Source organism: Vibrio sp. MarTm2 (genome assembly GCF_027587055.1).
GTDB classification, from domain to species: domain Bacteria; phylum Pseudomonadota; class Gammaproteobacteria; order Enterobacterales; family Vibrionaceae; genus Vibrio; species Vibrio sinaloensis_D.
Genome location: NZ_JAPPTK010000002.1, coordinates 584,181 through 601,209 on the forward strand (window position 1 = coordinate 584,181; position 17,029 = coordinate 601,209).

16 protein-coding genes and 1 riboswitch are annotated in these 17,029 nt (G+C 46.3%); of the genes, 10 read left to right on the forward strand and 6 right to left on the reverse strand.

Annotated elements, in window-relative coordinates; translation table 11 throughout:
• Positions 1–70: 70 nt before the first annotated feature.
• Entirely contained in the window at positions 71–1,552 is a 1,482-nt protein-coding gene (locus OH458_RS07080; RefSeq protein ID WP_269977764.1) for a carboxypeptidase M32, read from the reverse strand.
• A 191-nt stretch (positions 1,553–1,743) separates the two neighbouring features.
• Between OH458_RS07080 and OH458_RS07085 the strand changes: the two genes are divergently transcribed.
• Positions 1,744–2,391: a LysE family translocator gene (locus tag OH458_RS07085; protein WP_269977847.1), complete on the forward strand. Its 648-nt coding sequence runs from the start codon at positions 1,744–1,746 to the stop codon at positions 2,389–2,391.
• A gap of 34 nt (positions 2,392–2,425) precedes the next feature.
• Here OH458_RS07085 and OH458_RS07090 read toward each other — a convergent pair whose 3' ends face one another.
• Positions 2,426–3,793 carry an alanine/glycine:cation symporter family protein gene (locus OH458_RS07090; protein WP_038215043.1) on the reverse strand — a complete coding sequence of 456 codons (1,368 nt, stop codon included), beginning with the start codon at positions 3,791–3,793 and terminating at the stop codon, positions 2,426–2,428.
• A 115-nt stretch (positions 3,794–3,908) separates the two neighbouring features.
• Positions 3,909–3,996, reverse strand: a riboswitch (glycine riboswitch).
• Positions 3,997–4,395: 399 nt separating this feature from the next.
• On the opposite strand from OH458_RS07090, the gene OH458_RS07095 reads away from it, so the two are divergent.
• On the forward strand, positions 4,396–4,638 hold the full coding sequence (locus tag OH458_RS07095) for a hypothetical protein (protein ID WP_039626605.1): 243 nt from the start codon (positions 4,396–4,398) through the stop codon (positions 4,636–4,638).
• A gap of 56 nt (positions 4,639–4,694) precedes the next feature.
• Here OH458_RS07095 and OH458_RS07100 read toward each other — a convergent pair whose 3' ends face one another.
• A complete protein-coding gene (locus tag OH458_RS07100; protein WP_269977765.1) occupies positions 4,695–5,033 on the reverse strand; it encodes a YggL family protein in 339 nt (112 codons plus the stop codon).
• Positions 5,034–5,285: 252 nt separating this feature from the next.
• Between OH458_RS07100 and OH458_RS07105 the strand changes: the two genes are divergently transcribed.
• From OH458_RS07105 to OH458_RS07120, 4 genes are all read left to right on the forward strand, one after another.
• Positions 5,286–5,444, forward strand: coding sequence for a hypothetical protein (locus tag OH458_RS07105; protein WP_005470825.1), 159 nt, complete (start codon positions 5,286–5,288; stop codon positions 5,442–5,444).
• 18 nt (positions 5,445–5,462) lie between these two features.
• Positions 5,463–6,197 carry a chromosome partitioning protein ParA gene (locus OH458_RS07110; protein ID WP_269977766.1) on the forward strand — a complete coding sequence of 245 codons (735 nt, stop codon included), beginning with the start codon at positions 5,463–5,465 and terminating at the stop codon, positions 6,195–6,197.
• Positions 6,198–6,384: 187 nt separating this feature from the next.
• Entirely contained in the window at positions 6,385–8,166 is a 1,782-nt protein-coding gene (locus OH458_RS07115) for a putative bifunctional diguanylate cyclase/phosphodiesterase (protein WP_443088500.1), read from the forward strand.
• A 188-nt stretch (positions 8,167–8,354) separates the two neighbouring features.
• A complete protein-coding gene (locus OH458_RS07120; protein ID WP_269977768.1) occupies positions 8,355–10,130 on the forward strand; it encodes a putative bifunctional diguanylate cyclase/phosphodiesterase in 1,776 nt (591 codons plus the stop codon).
• Between the two features lie 33 nt (positions 10,131–10,163).
• Here the strand turns inward: OH458_RS07120 and OH458_RS07125 are convergent, their stop codons facing one another.
• Positions 10,164–11,270: a M20/M25/M40 family metallo-hydrolase gene (locus OH458_RS07125; protein WP_269977769.1), complete on the reverse strand. Its 1,107-nt coding sequence runs from the start codon at positions 11,268–11,270 to the stop codon at positions 10,164–10,166.
• Between the two features lie 355 nt (positions 11,271–11,625).
• On the opposite strand from OH458_RS07125, the gene hppD reads away from it, so the two are divergent.
• From hppD to maiA, 4 genes are read left to right on the forward strand one after another with little or no spacing between them, the layout of a single operon-like run.
• Positions 11,626–12,699: a 4-hydroxyphenylpyruvate dioxygenase gene (hppD, locus tag OH458_RS07130; RefSeq protein ID WP_039476864.1), complete on the forward strand. Its 1,074-nt coding sequence runs from the start codon at positions 11,626–11,628 to the stop codon at positions 12,697–12,699.
• Complete coding sequence (locus OH458_RS07135) at positions 12,692–13,819, forward strand: homogentisate 1,2-dioxygenase (protein ID WP_269977770.1); 1,128 nt, start codon at positions 12,692–12,694, stop codon at positions 13,817–13,819. Before hppD ends, OH458_RS07135 begins: the two co-directional genes overlap by 8 nt.
• A gap of 17 nt (positions 13,820–13,836) precedes the next feature.
• On the forward strand, positions 13,837–14,847 hold the full coding sequence (locus tag OH458_RS07140) for a fumarylacetoacetate hydrolase family protein (RefSeq protein ID WP_269977771.1): 1,011 nt from the start codon (positions 13,837–13,839) through the stop codon (positions 14,845–14,847).
• Positions 14,847–15,494, forward strand: coding sequence for a maleylacetoacetate isomerase (maiA, locus tag OH458_RS07145; protein WP_269977772.1), 648 nt, complete (start codon positions 14,847–14,849; stop codon positions 15,492–15,494). The genes OH458_RS07140 and maiA overlap by 1 nt, the downstream gene beginning before the upstream one ends.
• Positions 15,495–15,591: 97 nt before the next feature.
• On the opposite strand, the gene OH458_RS07150 is transcribed toward maiA, so the two are convergent.
• Both OH458_RS07150 and OH458_RS07155 read right to left on the reverse strand, forming a co-directional pair.
• Entirely contained in the window at positions 15,592–15,774 is a 183-nt protein-coding gene (locus OH458_RS07150; RefSeq protein WP_005470666.1) for a hypothetical protein, read from the reverse strand.
• A gap of 170 nt (positions 15,775–15,944) precedes the next feature.
• The gene (locus OH458_RS07155; RefSeq protein ID WP_269977773.1) at positions 15,945–16,979 is read right to left on the reverse strand and encodes a J domain-containing protein; all 1,035 of its coding nucleotides are present in this window, start codon (positions 16,977–16,979) and stop codon (positions 15,945–15,947) included.
• Positions 16,980–17,029: the final 50 nt, after the last annotated feature.

Sequence of the window (17,029 nt, forward strand, 5' to 3'; positions counted from 1 at the left end):
CTCTTGAACGATGGGCTAGGGTATCGACTGGATGGTTCAAAAAAAGCAGCCGATAGGCTGCTTTTTATGATTACAAGTAACGATTTTGCAAATGCTTCTTAAAGTGCAGAGCGTTGAGTGTGTCGCCTGTTGCTTGTGTTACCAGCTCATCAGTGGAAAGAAGGCTAGCTTGCCTCCAGATGTTCTCCGATAGCCATGTAAAGATAGGTGACAAATCGCCGCTTTCAATGGCGCCTTCGACGTCAACGGTTTTCTTCATCGATGCCATAAATTGCGCCGCGTACATCGCGCCTAGAGTGTAGGAAGGGAAATATCCGAACGCGCCATCAGTCCAGTGAATGTCTTGCATACAACCATTTTTAAAGTTGCCTTCTGTCGACAAACCCAGATATTGCTGCATCTTCTGATTCCAAAGTTCAGGGACATCAGTATGCTTAATCTTACCGTTAATTAAGTCTCGCTCGATCTCGTAGCGCAAAATAACGTGGGCAGGGTAAGTTAGTTCATCGGCATCAACACGGATAAAATCTTTCTTTACGCGAGTGTAGAGTTTTTGGAAGTTATCTTGAGAGAAGAGTGCTTGATCGTGAGCAGCAAAATGCTGACCTGCAAGGCGTGATAGATGAGCGATAAACGCGTCACTGCGGCCAACTTGCATCTCAAAAAAGAGTGACTGAGATTCGTGAATACCCATAGAGCGAGCTTCACCTGAAGGCAGTCCCGCTAGAGATTTAGGCAACCCTTGTTCGTAACGCGCATGGCCAGTTTCGTGCACGATCCCCATCAGCGATTGGACGAACTCATTTTCGTCGTAGCGAGTGGTGATACGAACATCGGTAGGAACGCCGCCGCAAAACGGGTGAACACTTTCATCCAAGCGACCGTGATTAAAGTCAAACTGCAGCAGCTTCATCACATCTAATCCCATGGCTTTTTGCTGCTCAGTAGCAAACTGTCCTTTAGGTTCGATAAAGCGCTCTGAGGACTGTTTTTCGATAACGTCGTCGATAAGAGCAGGAAGCCAGGTTTTGACGTCACTAAACAAGGCGTCGAGAGATTCGGAATGGGTGCCAGGCTCGTATATGTCTAGCATCGCATCGTATGGCGATAATCCGGTTGCTTGCGCACGAATTTGTGCTTCTTCTTGAGACAACTTGACCACTTCGGCCCAGTTCTTCTCAAAACCTCGCCAATCATTTTCACCACGTTGGGTGCGCCATGCGTGTTCACACTTCGAACCAGCTAAAGATTTCGCTTCAACTAGCGCTTCTGGGAGTACGTTGGCTTGTTGCCAGTTACGTTTAAGTTCTCGAAGTGTGGCTTTTTCTTGAGTTGAAAGATCTTCTTGTTCGGCTTGCGCAAACCAATCACTGAGCTGTGGTTGAGTTTGTAAGTTATGCATGTGAACAGAGAGCTCTGCCATCGCTTCGGAACGAGCTTGGTTACCGCCACTTGGCATAACGGATGCTTGATCCCATCCGCAGATTGCGCCTAAGTGCGCAAAGCGAGAGATTTTCAGTGAATGATCGGTGAGTTTTTTGAATGCGCTCATGATTCGCCTTCCGTGACTAATAAAAACGAAAGTCTATCAATCAACCATCGACTGTCCAAGTAATTGAACACATTATTATTTGCTAAGTCTATTGAGTCAGTGAGAGCTAAATGTTGGCATGGGTCATTTATTGGTTGAAATAGACCAGCAAACCTCGCTATAACAGAGATGAAGCATATTTGGGCCACGGAATGGGGGCGACCTTGATAGCAAACTTTGAAGCATTTTTACTTGCGATAACCATACTGACATTAACTCCGGGGCTTGATACTGCGCTTGTGATACGCAATTCCTCGCGAGGTGGGTTTAATGATGGAGCGATGACTAGCCTTGGGATCTGCTTGGGGTTGTTTGTTCACGCGACATTTTCTGCGATTGGAATCTCAGCGTTATTGGCGCAATCAGCTGAGCTGTTTAATGTGGTTAAGATGCTCGGTGCGGGCTATCTAATCTATCTGGGTCTGAGCAGTTTAAAAACCTTGTTTTTGGCAAAGGGCGATCCGCAGTCAGCGAGTATCTCAGCAAAACCGCAAAGCCTCAGCCTATGGAAGTCATTGCGTGAAGGTTTCTTGTCTAATGTTTTGAATCCTAAGACTGCGGTCTTCTATCTTGCGTTTCTACCTCAGTTTATTAACCCTGAAGGATCTGCGTTTTTGCAATCGACCTTGATGGCGAGCATTCACTTTGTGATAGCGATGGTTTGGCAATGTGGCTTGGCTGGTGCATTAACCAAAGCCAAAGCGTTGTTACAGAGCGCGCGTTTTATGCACTGGATGGAAGCCACAACGGGAATGGTGTTAGTTGGGCTGGGCGTTAAACTGATACTGGAAGAGCAATAAAAAAAACAGCGACCTAAGTCGCTGTTTTTTTGGTTTATGCTTGAGCAGATTTCATCGAAGCGAACTGCGCTGCAAAGTATTGTTTGGTTTCTTCTAACACTACATTACGTAGGAGAATCAAGCCAATCAGATTAGGTATCGCCATCAAGCCATTTACGATATCGGCGATAATCCAAATCATGTCTAGATGCAAGAAGGCGCCCGACGCCACCAAAGCCACGAAGATAAATTTGTATGGCAGCACCGCCTTGGTTCCAAACAAGAACACCACGCAACGCTCACCATAGTAGTTCCAACCAAGAATGGTGGTGAAGGCAAAGAACATCAAACCAATCGACACGAGCATTGGACCAAAGGTGTCTGCGTTTAAGCCAACTGCAAAGGCATGCGTTGTCATTGCAGCCCCAGCAAAATCACTTTGCCACGCACCTGTCAGAATCAGCGCAAGGCCTGTCATAGTACAGATGATGATGGTGTCGAAGAAGGTGCCTGTCATCGAGATGAGACCTTGCTTTACACAAGAGTCGGTTTTGGCGGCGGCGGCGGCCATCGGCGCACTGCCAAGGCCAGACTCGTTTGAGAATACCCCACGAGCGATACCCGATTGAATCGCAAGCATAATACTCGCGCCCAAGAATCCTCCAGTAGCGGCGGTCGAAGTGAACGCTGAGACAAGAACCAGTTCGACAGCGTCGAGCAGTTTGTCGGCGTTCATGATGATTACACTCAGACAAGCCAGTACGTAAAATAGCGCCATAGTTGGAACAACTTTACCAGCAACTTTGGCGATGGATTGAATACCACCAAGAGTGACAAACGCGACAAGCAAGGTCAGGATGCTCGCTGAAATCTCGCGAGAAACGCCAAATGAAATTTCAGACGCATCTAAAATCGCATTCACTTGCGGGAAGGTACCGATACCGAAGCAGGCTACACCTAAAGCAAACACAGCAAAAAGGACCGCCAATGCCTTCGAACCCACGCCATATTGAAGGTAGTACATCGGCCCACCGACCATCTGGCCGTTATCGTCAACCTTGCGATATTTTACTGCCAATAGACATTCCGCGTATTTAGTTGCCATGCCAAAGAGCGCAGCAAGCCACATCCAGAATAAAGCGCCCGGTCCACCTAGTTTGATTGCGGTGGCAACACCAACAATGTTACCTGTACCAATGGTGGCTGACAGCGCCGTACACAGCGCAGCAAAGCTCGATACGTCACCTTGCTTGTTAGAATCTTCTTTACTAAAGACCATTTTTAGCGCGGTAGGGAGGTGTCGAAATTGGATTAAGCCGAGGCTAAAAGTGAAGTAAACACCGGTACCAACAAGCAAAATGAGCAGTGGTGGTCCCCAGACGAAGCTATCTATGGTTTTCAGTAAAGTGTATAGGTTATCCATGATTTCCCCTTAATTGATAAAGCATTACTAAGGAGAAGAGAGAAAAGCAGAGATCAAGGATCTCAAATAAGCTAATAAAAGACAGGAAGTCTATAGCTGGTTGGTACTTTCCACTCCTCTGTCCTTTTGCCTGAGAGTTTCACTAAAACGAACTCGTTTTAGCTTGCTCCTTCGGCGACCGATTTAACGGTTCTCTCCAGAGGTTCCTCCAACTACAGTCCCCGCTACCTAAGTAGCTCCTGAAATAGTTAATTCTTCGGCGAGTTATTCTGTCTAAATGTTAACATTTAGATAACAACCACTCTCCTGCAGTCTTCATCGGAACAATTACTCATTAAAATGAGCAAAAGATGGTCAATAACTCTGTTTTATTGACGTGTGAACTCTATCATAAAAAATTGCTAGTTCAACATCTGTTTTCAATTTTTATTTAATATTTAAATTGACATTCAAGAGTCATAATGACTCTATTCCATGTGTGTCTATTTGACTTTTTTGTGCAGGGTTTTGGTAGTAAGTTGTTGAAATTTTTGGTGAGTTCTAGGTGGCACAGGTTGTGCAAAAACAAGACTGAAAATAAAAGCAGTTCTAGTGAGGTTCTTATGTTTGCTCAACAAAAAACAGACAATTTCAAATTATTACTTAATGTCTCAAATGTGGTTTTGCTCGTGACAACGTTAGCGATGCTCTTAAGTGTCTTGATTTCATACCCTTATGCAGAATACTTCAGTTTGCCAGTTCAGATTGCTGCGCACATTAGTACCATCGTAATTGCGGCTTTTCTTAAAATCAGCTACGTCGCCCGTTGCCTCGCACAATACCAGCTTGGCCTAGAGGTACGATAACGTCCCAGACAAAAAAATAGCGCCGTGATAGGCGCTATTGCTTTATTTAATTGAGGTTAGAAGTAGTTTGCGTCAAGCAGCTCACTGCTTTCTACTGCTTTCACTTCACCGCGAGCTTTAAGCCAAGCGATAACCTGCGCTTTTTGCTCTTCCGTTGCGTCGATGTAACGCTTTTGAGCACATAAGAAGCCTTCAAAGTGCTCAAGACCACCGCCGCCGAAGCAAAGGCCTAGACTGTCGATGTAGTCGATGAAGTCATCAACGAACGCATCGTAGCTATCAAAGTCTGTGATAGTGGTTTCACAGCTGATTTCAAAGCCAAGCATAGCAAACTCGCCCAGATAGAGCTTTTTAAGAATGCGGCGTTTTTTGTTGTCTAGTTTGTAAGGTTTCATTAGGTAGCCTCGTTGGATTTTGTCATTCTTTTATACCTTGTTTCTATTAAAGCACCAAACTTTATTCTGTGGAAAGCCAGCGAATTGGCGATAATCTGCGCATCATGCAGATACAAGGTGGTATTGCTCTAGGATAATTCGTTTTTGAAAGCAGAAAACTACCGAATGCTGACCATTTTTTCTTGTTTAGTGGTATAAATGAAGTAGTTAAACTATTCAATCCCCGATGTGCAGTGAAGCTAAGGAGAGTGTATGACTCGTTTGATCGCAATCGCGTTTCTCATCGCGCTAGCGTTTGTTTTAATTCGATATCGTACCAGCGAAAAACTACAAAAATACGTCGTGGTGACATTGATTTCCGGCTTTTTATTTTACACTGCCACATTGATGGTGACAGAGTTAATCCGCTAGTGGTTAGGAGCGAGTTAAGTGAGCAAACAGACAGATATTGAAGAGAATGAAGACGTTGTTGTTATAGAAGAGCGAGATCGTCGCAGTTATCTTTACATTGCGATTGCTGGTGTGCTCGGACTTGCTATTGGTGGTCTTGCTGGGTCGTCGCTCACAGCCGGTAAATGGGAGAGCGCCTATCAGGAGATGGAACAAAAGTACCATACCATGATGAGCGATAAGCAGAAATTGGTTGAGCAGGTGGAAGTGCGCGTCGCCAATGTGGATTCGGAAGTCGAAGACAAACTTAAGCAAGCTATCAAAGATCAGGCCCAAGAGCATGAAGCGGCACTAACCGCATTACAGTCTCAAATTGCGGAGCTTGAAAAGGTGAATCTATCGCTTGAAGAGCAAGTTGCCAGTCAGAAACAGAGTTTGACGCAGGCATCCCAACAAAATGCGCAACTTAACCGTCAAGCGGATATCCAAGCGACCTTGTTTGAGCGCTCTCGAGAGCTGTTTCAACAAGAACTCAAAGTGAAAATGGAGCTTGAAGCTCTAGAAAAAGAGCGCGAACAATTATTGCCTAAAATAGATGCGTTGAAAGCGGATTGCGACGCCTATCTTGAAGGAACCTCTTGGGATGCGAAGTCTGATTCGTGTGATAAACAAGACGAAGCAAACTCACGTTTAAGTCAGATTAATCAGATGATTAAAGTGCATCAGATGGATCTGCAACAAATGAAAGAGTTGGCGGAGCAACTAGGTTTATAGCGATTTTTCTGTCACGTACAGGCATTTTTGTGGCGTGATTCAAACTATGATCTTCGATTCCTAATATTCTTATCACATTAGTATCGGTAGTACTGAAATAAGCTCTATAGTTAAGAATGTTAATTCGTTCTTTCAATAGAGCTTTTTTATTGCGCCCGTGTGGGAGCTACGCGAGTCATGCCTAAGGTTGGATGTGCTAGAAGATACAGTACCTAGATCATTGAATATTATAGTAACAGCGCTTTTTTTTGCGTCTGTTGCTTTGATTACCCACACGCTTGTGACAGAGCATGAGGTTTGGAAGGAAGCCTATTTGTTGTTCCCACTTGGCATGTTGGGGGCATTTTTTGTCACTAAACCACGCCTAAAAGTCCTGTTGAGTGGTTTGTCCATTGCTGTCATTTTTGTCGGTGGTCTGTTTGAGCCCCTAGAGCTCGATGCGATTGAAGAGAGTTTTATCCTACTTCCTCTTTGTTATCTGGTTTTGTTTCCTGGTTCATTCTTCCCTATCGGGGTGGCTCTCGCGCTCGTTGCTAGCTATCTCTACAACCTCCCAGCTGAGGAGTTCGAAGAGTTTGTTGAAGATGCCATCGAAGTCCTAGCGATTACGGTGTTCGCCACCATCATGACGTATTACTACGAGAAGGCTTCTCGCCAAGCATTGCGCTATCGCAAAAGCACTTATACAGATGTGCTAACAAAGCTACCCAACTTAAACGCGTTTTATGAGGATATCGGCGAGGTGACGCCCGACAATGCGGATCGTTACGCCGTTATTCAAATCGGTTTAAATAACTTTAAGAGCGTCAACGATAGGTTGGGGTATCGAAATGGCGATGAACTGCTACAAACGTTTTCTCAACAATTGAATGCAAAAGTCCCGTCCTTTGCCAAATTTTATCGCTTGGGTGGGGATGAGTTTGTCTTTATGGTTGAAGCGGAGAAGGAGCAACTGAAGGAGCAAATTCATCAGTTGGTTGAAGTCTTGCACAACTATCACTCTGACTTGTATGTGGTCAGTGATATGTCACACCGGCTTTCATTTAGCCTTGGCGTCGCGTTTGCCAAAGATGCGTTAGGTAACGTGCTGGTGTGGGGAAAGAACGCCGACTTAGCTTTGTTCAAAGCGAGGGAAGAGGGCGCAGGCGCGGTGTGTTGGTATGATGATGTGTTGTTAGATGAGACCGTAAGGCAGCACCAAATTGAGGCGGAGCTACAACGGGCGCTTGATGAGCAGCACTTTGTCTTGCACTACCAACCTAAGGTGTCTATTGAGACGAGTGAACTGGTTGGCGCCGAAGCTCTAATCCGTTGGATGCACCCCAATTTAGGAATGGTTTCCCCAGCCGAGTTTATTCCGGTAGCGGAGCGGACAGGGAAAATTGTACCGCTTGGGCGTTGGGTAGCGAGAGAAGCCTGTCGAGAAGCAAAAAGTTGGTTTGACAAAGGCCACGCTATCGTTGTCTCAATCAACGTTTCCAACGTTCAGTTTGCCCACGATGATGTGTTTAAATTTATCAGTGATGCTCTTGATGAACATCAGTTGCCCGCAAATCTTCTGCAAATTGAAATTACGGAATCGACGTTAATGCAGCAGCCTGAATTTGTGATTGCCGCGTGCGAGAAGTTGCAAGAGCTAGGCGTCTCTATTGCGATTGATGATTTTGGTGTTGAGTACTCATCTCTGAATTATCTCAAAAAGCTTCCTATTGATGTACTTAAGATCGACAAGTCGTTTGTTGACGATTGTGTCAGGCTACACACCGACCACATGTTGGTTAGGACGATCATCCAAATGGGCCACAACCTCAATAAACGCGTGATTGCCGAAGGGGTAGAAACTGAAGACCAACTGGCGCTTCTCGAAAAAGAAGGGTGTCAGGAGTACCAAGGGTACTTTTTCTCTCGGCCGTTGCCTGCTTATGACTTTGTGGGTTTAATTGATGGCTATCGAAGCGACTCCGACTGACTGGAGTACGCGTCAAAATCGCGAAATAGTGTGATTTGAACTAGTGTTTATAGAGACTGTTTACATATGAGCGGCTCGTTATCACAGAGTGTGTAAGCGTTGCATCGTTGAGCTAAAGGGCGATTCGGTGAATGTGACGCCTCTGGTGTTGAAAGACAACACACGATAACTCATTAGTAGGGATCACTATGCGCCAGAATCAACTAACAGACGGCTTTCAGGTTTTGGGTTACTTGGCTTACCTTTCTGCCGTTGGATGGATGACTTATACCCTGACCATGATTCCGCACACTTGGAATTATGTTTACTATCTATTCCCACTGATGATGATGATCGCACTCTTTGTGAAAGAAGCGTCTCTTAAGCATTTGTTTGCGTTTTCGTCATTGGCCCTGTTTGTCGTTGGTGGGCTGATTGATCCTTTTAACCTCGACGATATTCAGCTCTGCTTAATACTGCTGCCACTTTGTTATATCGTCCTTTTTCCCGGAACGTTGTGGCCCATCGCGGTCGGTGCCGCATTAATCAATAGTTACTTGTACCAACTTTCCGTGTCAGATTTTGATGCGTTTGTGGATTTCTCTATTCAACTCACGGCAATCACGCTGTTCTCGACGCTACTTGTCTACTTTTACGTGCAAACGCGTAAGCAAGCAGAGCAATTTCATCGCGATAGCGTCACCGACTATCTGACAAAATTACCGAATGCGAACGCTTACAACGAATCTTTACAAAGAGTCGATAAGTCAAACTTGGGACGCTTTGGTTTGATTCATATCGGGATGGAAGGCTTTAAGAACGTCAATGATCGCCTAGGTTATCGACACGGTGATGCGCTGCTAATTGCATTTGCACATCATCTTAAGGACTTGGTTGAGTCTAAAGGCGAAATATTCCGGTTTGGTGGGGATGAATTTGTCATCCTTGTTGAAAGCAAGCACATTGAAGAGACGCTTCATGAGCTGATCGATGAGTTATTGAAGCACCATAAAATGATGTTCAGCATCGAAAATACCTCGCACCGGATTACTTACTGTATCGGTGTCGCATACGCAACCGATGCGAAGGGGAACATGGAGCTTTGGGCAAAAAATGCCGATTTTGCGTTGTATAAAGCGCGCACCGAAGGGGCTGGGTCTGTTTGTTGGTTCGATAACGAACTATTGAGCGAGACTATTCGTCAGCACCAAATCGAAACAGAGATCAAAGATGCGTTGGCCAACAACCAATTTGTCTTACAGTACCAACCCAAAGTGTCGATTAAAGAGTCAAGGATTGTTGGTGCAGAAGCGCTAATTCGTTGGCTGCATCCAGAGCTTGGTCCTATTTCGCCTGCTGAGTTCATTCCAGTTGCGGAAAAAACCACTCAGATTGTTCCGCTTGGACAGTGGATCATCTACCAAGCGTGTGCGCAGGCGAAGCAGCTTAACGATCAAGGTCTCGATGTGTGCATTGCCATCAATGTATCAACGGTGCAATTTGCTCACGCGGATCTGTTTGACGTGCTGTGCAAAGCGCTTAAGCAAACCAAACTCCCTTCTCATCTTCTGCAAGTAGAGATCACGGAATCCACACTGATGAGTGATCCTGAACATATCACTGATATTTGCCGACAACTTCGTGCGATTGGCGTCACCATTGCGATAGATGACTTTGGTGTTGAGTATTCGTGCCTCAAATACCTCAAGCAACTGCCTATCGATGTACTGAAAATTGACAAGTGTTTCGTTGATGAATGCTCAGTCAGCCATTCGGATCGAGTGCTGGTGAATACCATTGTTCAAATGGGGCACAGTCTGGGCATTAAGGTGATTGCAGAAGGTGTTGAACATGAAGAGCAGTTGGCGGTGCTTGAAGAACTTGGCTGCGACCAATATCAGGGTTACCTCTTTTCACAACCGCTCTCTTATCAAGAGTTCTCTTCGATGATTCTACAAGAGCGTATTGAAGCGAGCTCCGCATAAAAGCCGCAACATGCGCTGCGGCTTAGCTTGGTGTTAATGAGTTAAATAGTGTTTCACAAACTCAGTAATCTTAACCATGTCATCAATTGCGATGAACTCTTCGGTGGTATGAACTTTCGCCATGCCCGTAGACACATTGACGGTGGTGAGTCCTTTGGCATTAAAGTTGTTCGCGTCACTGCCGCCACCTGTGCCCTTGGTGTAAGGGCTTGCACCAATCGCTTCAAACGACGCTTTTACCGACTGAATATGAGGATGATCATCAGCGATAACAAAGGCGTTGTAGGCACGTGTTGATTCAATGTCCACTTCGGCGCCGTGCTGCTTGGAAACTGATTGGAAAGTCTCGATCATGTGGTTGACCTGCGCATCGAGTTTATCACCGTTTAGTGAGCGTGCTTCCGCGACGATCTTAAGTTCTGGCATGACGATGTTAGTTGCGTTGCCGCCTTCGACAATACCAATGTTTGCGGTGGTTTCTTCATCAATACGAAGCAATTTCATCTGTGTAATGGCGTCAGCCGCGACTTGGATCGCACTGATGCCTTCTTCCGGCGCTAAGCCTGCGTGGGCTGGGCGACCTTTGATGTTAGCGACGATTTTTTGCTGTCCAGGCGCCGCGTTGACTATCGTACCAATTGGACCACCTGTATCGAGTACGATGGCCTTCTCCGATGTGATGAAAGACATGTCAAAATGCTCTGAGCCAAACAATCCGCCTTCTTCGTGAACAGTGAATGCCAGTTCAATGGTTTTATGGTCGAGGTTTTCTGATTGAATGCAGCGAACGGCTTCCATGATCGCCGCAATGCCTGATTTGTCGTCACCACCGAGAATGGTGTTGCCTTTGGAGCGGATGATGCCGCCTTCGATGATGGGCTCAATACCAATACCTGGAGTCACGGTATCCATGTGACAGCTCAAAACAATGCTGTCTTCAATACTGCCTTCGAGTCGAGCATAAACGTTGAAGCCATTAGAGACCTCTTCAGGCACAGGTAGCTTGTGAACCGTGAAGCCCAATTCGCCTAATTGCTCTGAAAGTGCTTGCGCGATGGCTTTCTCGTTTCGTGATTCACTGTCGATCTGAACGAGTTGGATAAAATGGTCAACAAGACGGTCGCGATTAATATGTGTCATTTTTATACCTAGGTAGAGAACAGAGGCGACCACCTTAGCCTTACTGGCAGTGAATAAATCTGAGGTAAATCAATCTAACCAACAACTTTACCTGTTTCTGACTAACTAACGGGTAACGGAGTAAAACGTACTCTCGTTGTGTAAAGCAAATTTTTCTTTGATGTAAAATATTTGTTACCAATTTATTTTGTTTAATTCATTGTTTTTATTGGTTTTAGTATTCATCGTAGGCGATGTTTTACAGGTTATGTTGCAAGTTTGTGCGAGTGTAAAATGTCCTCCGTTGGTTCCTTTTATAAGTGAGATCGGCAAATCTTAGCTAAGACACGCTGAAACTAAAAAAGAGGGAACGACAATGAATCAAGCGTTTAATCCACTAGGCACTGACGGATTTGAATTTGTGGAGTACACGGCAGCGGATGAAAAAGGCATTCAAGACCTAAAATCGCTGTTTAGCTCGCTGGGCTTTGCAGAAGTGGCTAAGCACCGTTCCAAAAATGCGTGGCTGTATCGCCAGGGTGACATCAACTTCATCGTCAATGCGCAGCCTCACAGCCAAGCTGAAGCCTTCGCCAAAGTTCATGGTCCTTCGGTTTGTGGCATGGCATTTAGAGTGAAAGATGCCGCTGTTGCACACGCTCATGCTCTTGAGAATGGTGGGGAAGAGTACAAAACAGAAATCGGACCGATGGAGCTGAGCATTCCGGCGATTTATGGCATTGGTGAAAGCCTGCTCTATTTCGTTGACCGATACGGCAAGCAGAGCATCTACGATGTGGACTTTGTATTTTACCCTGATGCAGAGGAACGCTTGGCGAAAATGGACGTTGGTATGTATGAAATTGACCACCTGACGCACAACGTCAAACAGGGCAACATGGATGTCTGGTCGGGTTTCTATGAGCGAATCGGTAACTTCCGTGAGATTCGATACTTCGATATTGAGGGCAAACTGACGGGGCTTGTGAGCCGAGCGATGACCGCACCGTGTGGCAAAATCCGCATTCCAATCAATGAGTCGTCTGACGATAAGTCGCAGATCGAAGAGTTCATTCGTGAATACAACGGCGAAGGGATTCAGCATATTGCCTTGACGACAGATGACATCTACCAAACCGTACAAACTCTACGAGATCGCGGAATGGACTTTATGCCAACACCGGGTACTTACTACGAGAAGGTGGATAGCCGCGTAGAGGGGCACTCAGAGGATGTAAACCGTCTTCGTGAGCTCGAAATCTTGATTGATGGCGCGCCAATGAAAGATGGCATCTTGCTGCAAATCTTTACTCAGACAGTCATTGGTCCTGTGTTCTTTGAAATCATTCAACGTAAAGGCAATGAAGGATTTGGAGAAGGTAATTTCAAAGCTCTATTTGAGTCGATCGAAGAAGACCAAATTCGCCGTGGAGTACTAAACGATGCATAAATGGATCACATTCCCTCACCGGGAGGGGGTGTGCTCCAAACAAGCGCACGCAGACTTCCCGGAAGAGGCAATTTACGAGAGAGAGGCGGGAAGAAGCGGCTTCTTTGGCCCCGCTGCACACTTTCATCATCAACACGCACCTACAGGATGGAGTGAGTGGGAGGGAGAGCTACGCCCGAGAGCATTCAACTTCAATCTTGTCGAGAAAGCGAGCCAACTCTCTCCTTGGGCGGTGCCCCATCTGCTTCACAATGCAGATTGCAAAATTCGCGTTTGGCGCATGGATGAAAAAATGGAATTTCTGGTTAGGAATGCAGACGGTGACGAACTGCTGTTTATCCACCAAGGGAAGGCCGATTTTTACAGTGACTATGGGCATTTAGAGGTAGGGGAAGGTGACTATGTGGTGATTCCTCGTTCAACCAATTGGCGACTCGAACCGTCTGAGCCCATGTTTATTCTCATGGTTGAAAACACCGACGCCGCGTACACCTTGCCCGACAAAGGCATGGTCGGCAACCACGCTGTGTTTGATCCGGCCGTTCTGGAAGTGCCAGCGATCAATGAAAAATTTAAGGCGCAATATTCTGAGCAGTCAACCCAAGTGCAGGTAAAACGCCATGAGCAAATCAGCACGGTCACTTATCCGTTTAACCCATTGGACGCGATTGGTTGGCACGGTGATTTGGCGGTTGTCAAAGTAAACTGGCGTGACATAAGACCACTGATGTCACATCGCTACCATCTGCCGCCGTCGGCGCACACGACCTTTGTGGGCGCGGGTTTTGTGATTTGTACCTTTGTTCCAAGACCCATCGAAAGTGACCCAGGCGCATTGAAAGTGCCGTTTTACCACAACAATGATGATTACGACGAAGTGCTTTTCTACCACGCAGGGGACTTCTTTAGCCGAGACAATATCGAAGCGGGGATGGTCACTTTCCATCCAGCTGGATTTACTCATGGGCCGCACCCAAAAGCGTTTCAGGCTGGCCAAGAGTACAAGAAGAAGTTTACCGATGAAGTCGCTGTGATGATTGATACCCGCCACGCTCTCTCGTTTGGCGAAGAGGCCACCGCGGTTGAAAATAAAGAATACGTCTACAGCTGGAAAGGATAAGAATTAAGGGATTGAGTATGAAGTTAGCAACCTTAAAAAATGGCCGCCGAGATGGTTTGCTGGTGGTCGTCAATAGAGCATTAACCAAGTGTGTTGCGGTTTCTGAAATCGCAGAGACCATGCAGCAAGCCTTAGATGATTGGGATCGCGTTGAGCCTCAACTCCATGAAGTCTATCTCGCGCTGAATGAAGGTGAGCTAGTGCAGGAGCTGCCGTTTGATCAAAGTCGATGCGAATCGCCGCTACCTAGGGCTTACCAGTGGGCGGATGGCAGTGCGTACGTCAATCACGTAGAGCTGGTTCGTAAGGCGCGTGGCGCAGAAATGCCCCCAAGCTTTTGGACTGACCCGTTAATGTACCAAGGAGGTTCCGATGCGTTTATTGGTCCTCGTGATGATATTCCACTAGGAAGCGAAGATTGGGGCATCGATTTCGAAGGTGAAGTCGCGGTGGTAACAGGCGATGTGCCAATGGGCGTCACACCGGAGCAAGCCGCAAAGAGCATCAAATTGGTGATGTTGGTCAATGACGTGTCGCTACGCGGTCTGATCCCCAATGAATTGGGTAAAGGGTTCGGCTTTTTCCAATCGAAACCGTCGTCGGTCTTTTCCCCAGTAGCGGTGACGCCAGATGAGCTCGGTGATGATTGGGATGGTGGCAAACTAAACCTGCCGCTTATGTCTTACTACAATCATGAATTGTTTGGTAAACCGAATGCGGGCGTCGATATGACATTTGAGTTTCCAGAGCTTATCGCCCACGCGGCGAAAACCCGTCCGCTTTGTGCTGGGGCGATCATCGGGTCTGGTACGGTTTCTAACAAGCAGGGCACTGACCATGGAACCTCAATCGTTGAGGGTGGCGTCGGTTATTCGTGTATTGCTGAAGTCAGAATGATTGAGACGATCCGTGATGGTAAACCTACCACTTCTTTTATGAAGTTTGGTGACCATATAAAGATCGAGATGCTGGATAAGCAAGGTCACTCTATCTTTGGCTCGATTGATCAGTACGTGGTGAAATACTAATGTCAGACATCACACTTTATGGATATTGGCGCTCGTCAGCGGCCTATCGAGTTCGGATCGCCCTGAACTTGAAGCAATTGCCCTACAAACAGGCGTCCGTCCACTTAGTCAGAAATGGCGGAGAGCAGCACTCTGCCGATTTCCAGATGCTCAATCCCAGTGAACTTGTACCCGTATTGGTCGATGGTGACGTGCGGCTTAATCAGTCGTTAGCCATCATCGATTACCTTGATGAGCAATACCCGGATGTTTTGCTTACTCCAGCAGATAAAGAGAAGCGCTATCTGGTGAAAGCGATGGCGCAAGATATCGCAATAGATATTCATCCACTCAACAACTTGCGCGTATTACAGTACCTTGCTGGCCCAATGGGTATTGATGACATGAGTAAGCAGGCGTGGTACGCGCATTGGATTGATGTTGGCTTTTCGGGTTTGGAAAAGAAGTTGGCTCAAACAAGTGGTCGATACTGTGTCGGAGATGATGTTAGTTTGGTTGATGTATGCCTGGTGCCACAAGTGTACAACGCCGAGCGATTCAACATCGATATCACGCGCTATCCACATATCGAAAAAGTGACGTCGTCACTTAGGGCGTTGAGCGCTTTTGCTGATGCCGCTCCAGAAAATCAGCCTGACGCAGAATGATTGTGCGTGAATGAATGAGTGGTTGTGATTTGGCAAGATTCGAAAACAAAAAGGCCACCGATTTGGTGGCCTGCTCATCCCTGGAGAAATCTAATGCTTAACGCATCGCCTGCTGTTTTTCACGCTGTGCAAGTTCAGCAATGTTGAATTGACGGACATCCAATGTGGCCAGCTCATTACACTCTTGGCAAGAGTGATGGCGCAGACCGTCAATGTAATCATGCGACGTTAGTAGGCTTGGTTTTTTGCACCAATCGCATATGCCTTCGATAGTAAACATAGTGTTCTCCCCACCTTTATATACTAGGTGTTATCTTCGCGGCGTATTATGACATGACACCTATCAATAGGTTAATCATTTGTTATGGTTAATGGGAGAGTGATCGATTGCGCGAGCCCGTAACTTAAAGCCTGTCGAATATTTTGCTCTCGGCTTACTATGATTTGTAACTATTTATTAACGCAGCTTAGTATGATTTTCAACGCCGCATTCAAACGTTTCATATCTTCTTCACTGCCTTTCAAATCAGGATGGTAAATTTTACACAGCTGCTTATAGCGTGTTTTTATTTGCTTTGTATCTGGAATGGTATCTGGCTTATAGCCAAACAGTGCACATGCCAAGGATAGCTTGTTCTCGCTCGCCGTTTTAGTCGGCTGAGAAGGTTGAGGTCTTTGCTGGGTCGCTTGCTGTTTTTTAAACTGGCGGTAAAGCGTCTCCAACTGGCGCTTTTGTGTTTTGATCGTCGCTTCGTGTTGTTTGATTTTGTTCTGTAGCTGGCGCTGCTCCTGCTTATTCTCTGACAAAGAATGTTGGCTACTTTTATTTAGAGAGCGAGTTGCCTTTAGGTGCCAAAAGAGCAAAGCAATGAGTGCAATACTCAGCGCGATGGATAAGTAAATAAAATCGTTGTTTGCTGTGCTCTCGTATTTCGATTGGGCCACAGGGCTTAACTCAATACCGCTATCGTCAAAGGCCACTTCTAACTGATCGATCGATGACACCTGTTTGGCTCGCTGGGCGTTAAACTGCATCTCAAGCACCTTCGCATACGCGTCTTCTGCCTCTGGCAAGTTTGGGGCGGCAATTTGATACCAAACTTCCGCCAAGGCAAGGTTGGATGGTGGTTGACTCAACCCTTCGTACACTTTGCCTAAATTGAACTGAGCTTGGTAGTTATCGCTAAGAGCAAGTCGAGTTAGCCAGTAGATGGCTTTTGCAACATCAGTTTGATGACTTTGATTGGCTAAGTAGACGTTAGCGAGATCAATCGCCGCTTGCTGGCTGCCAGAATCAGCGGCTTGTTCGAGCCAATAGATGGCTTCGTCTCGAGAGGCTTCAACACCGTCTCCGCTAAGGTACTTCTGACCGAGTTGCAATTGCGCATCGACATTCTGATTTTGAGCTTGCTCGGTTAATGCTTCGATCGAAGCGGCATAGCTCAATGGACAAAAGATGAGCAGAATGAAAGCAATCAGTTTCAAGGCAATCCCTTACAGCGAATTTGGCGTTAGTCCTATAGTTTAAATCATTT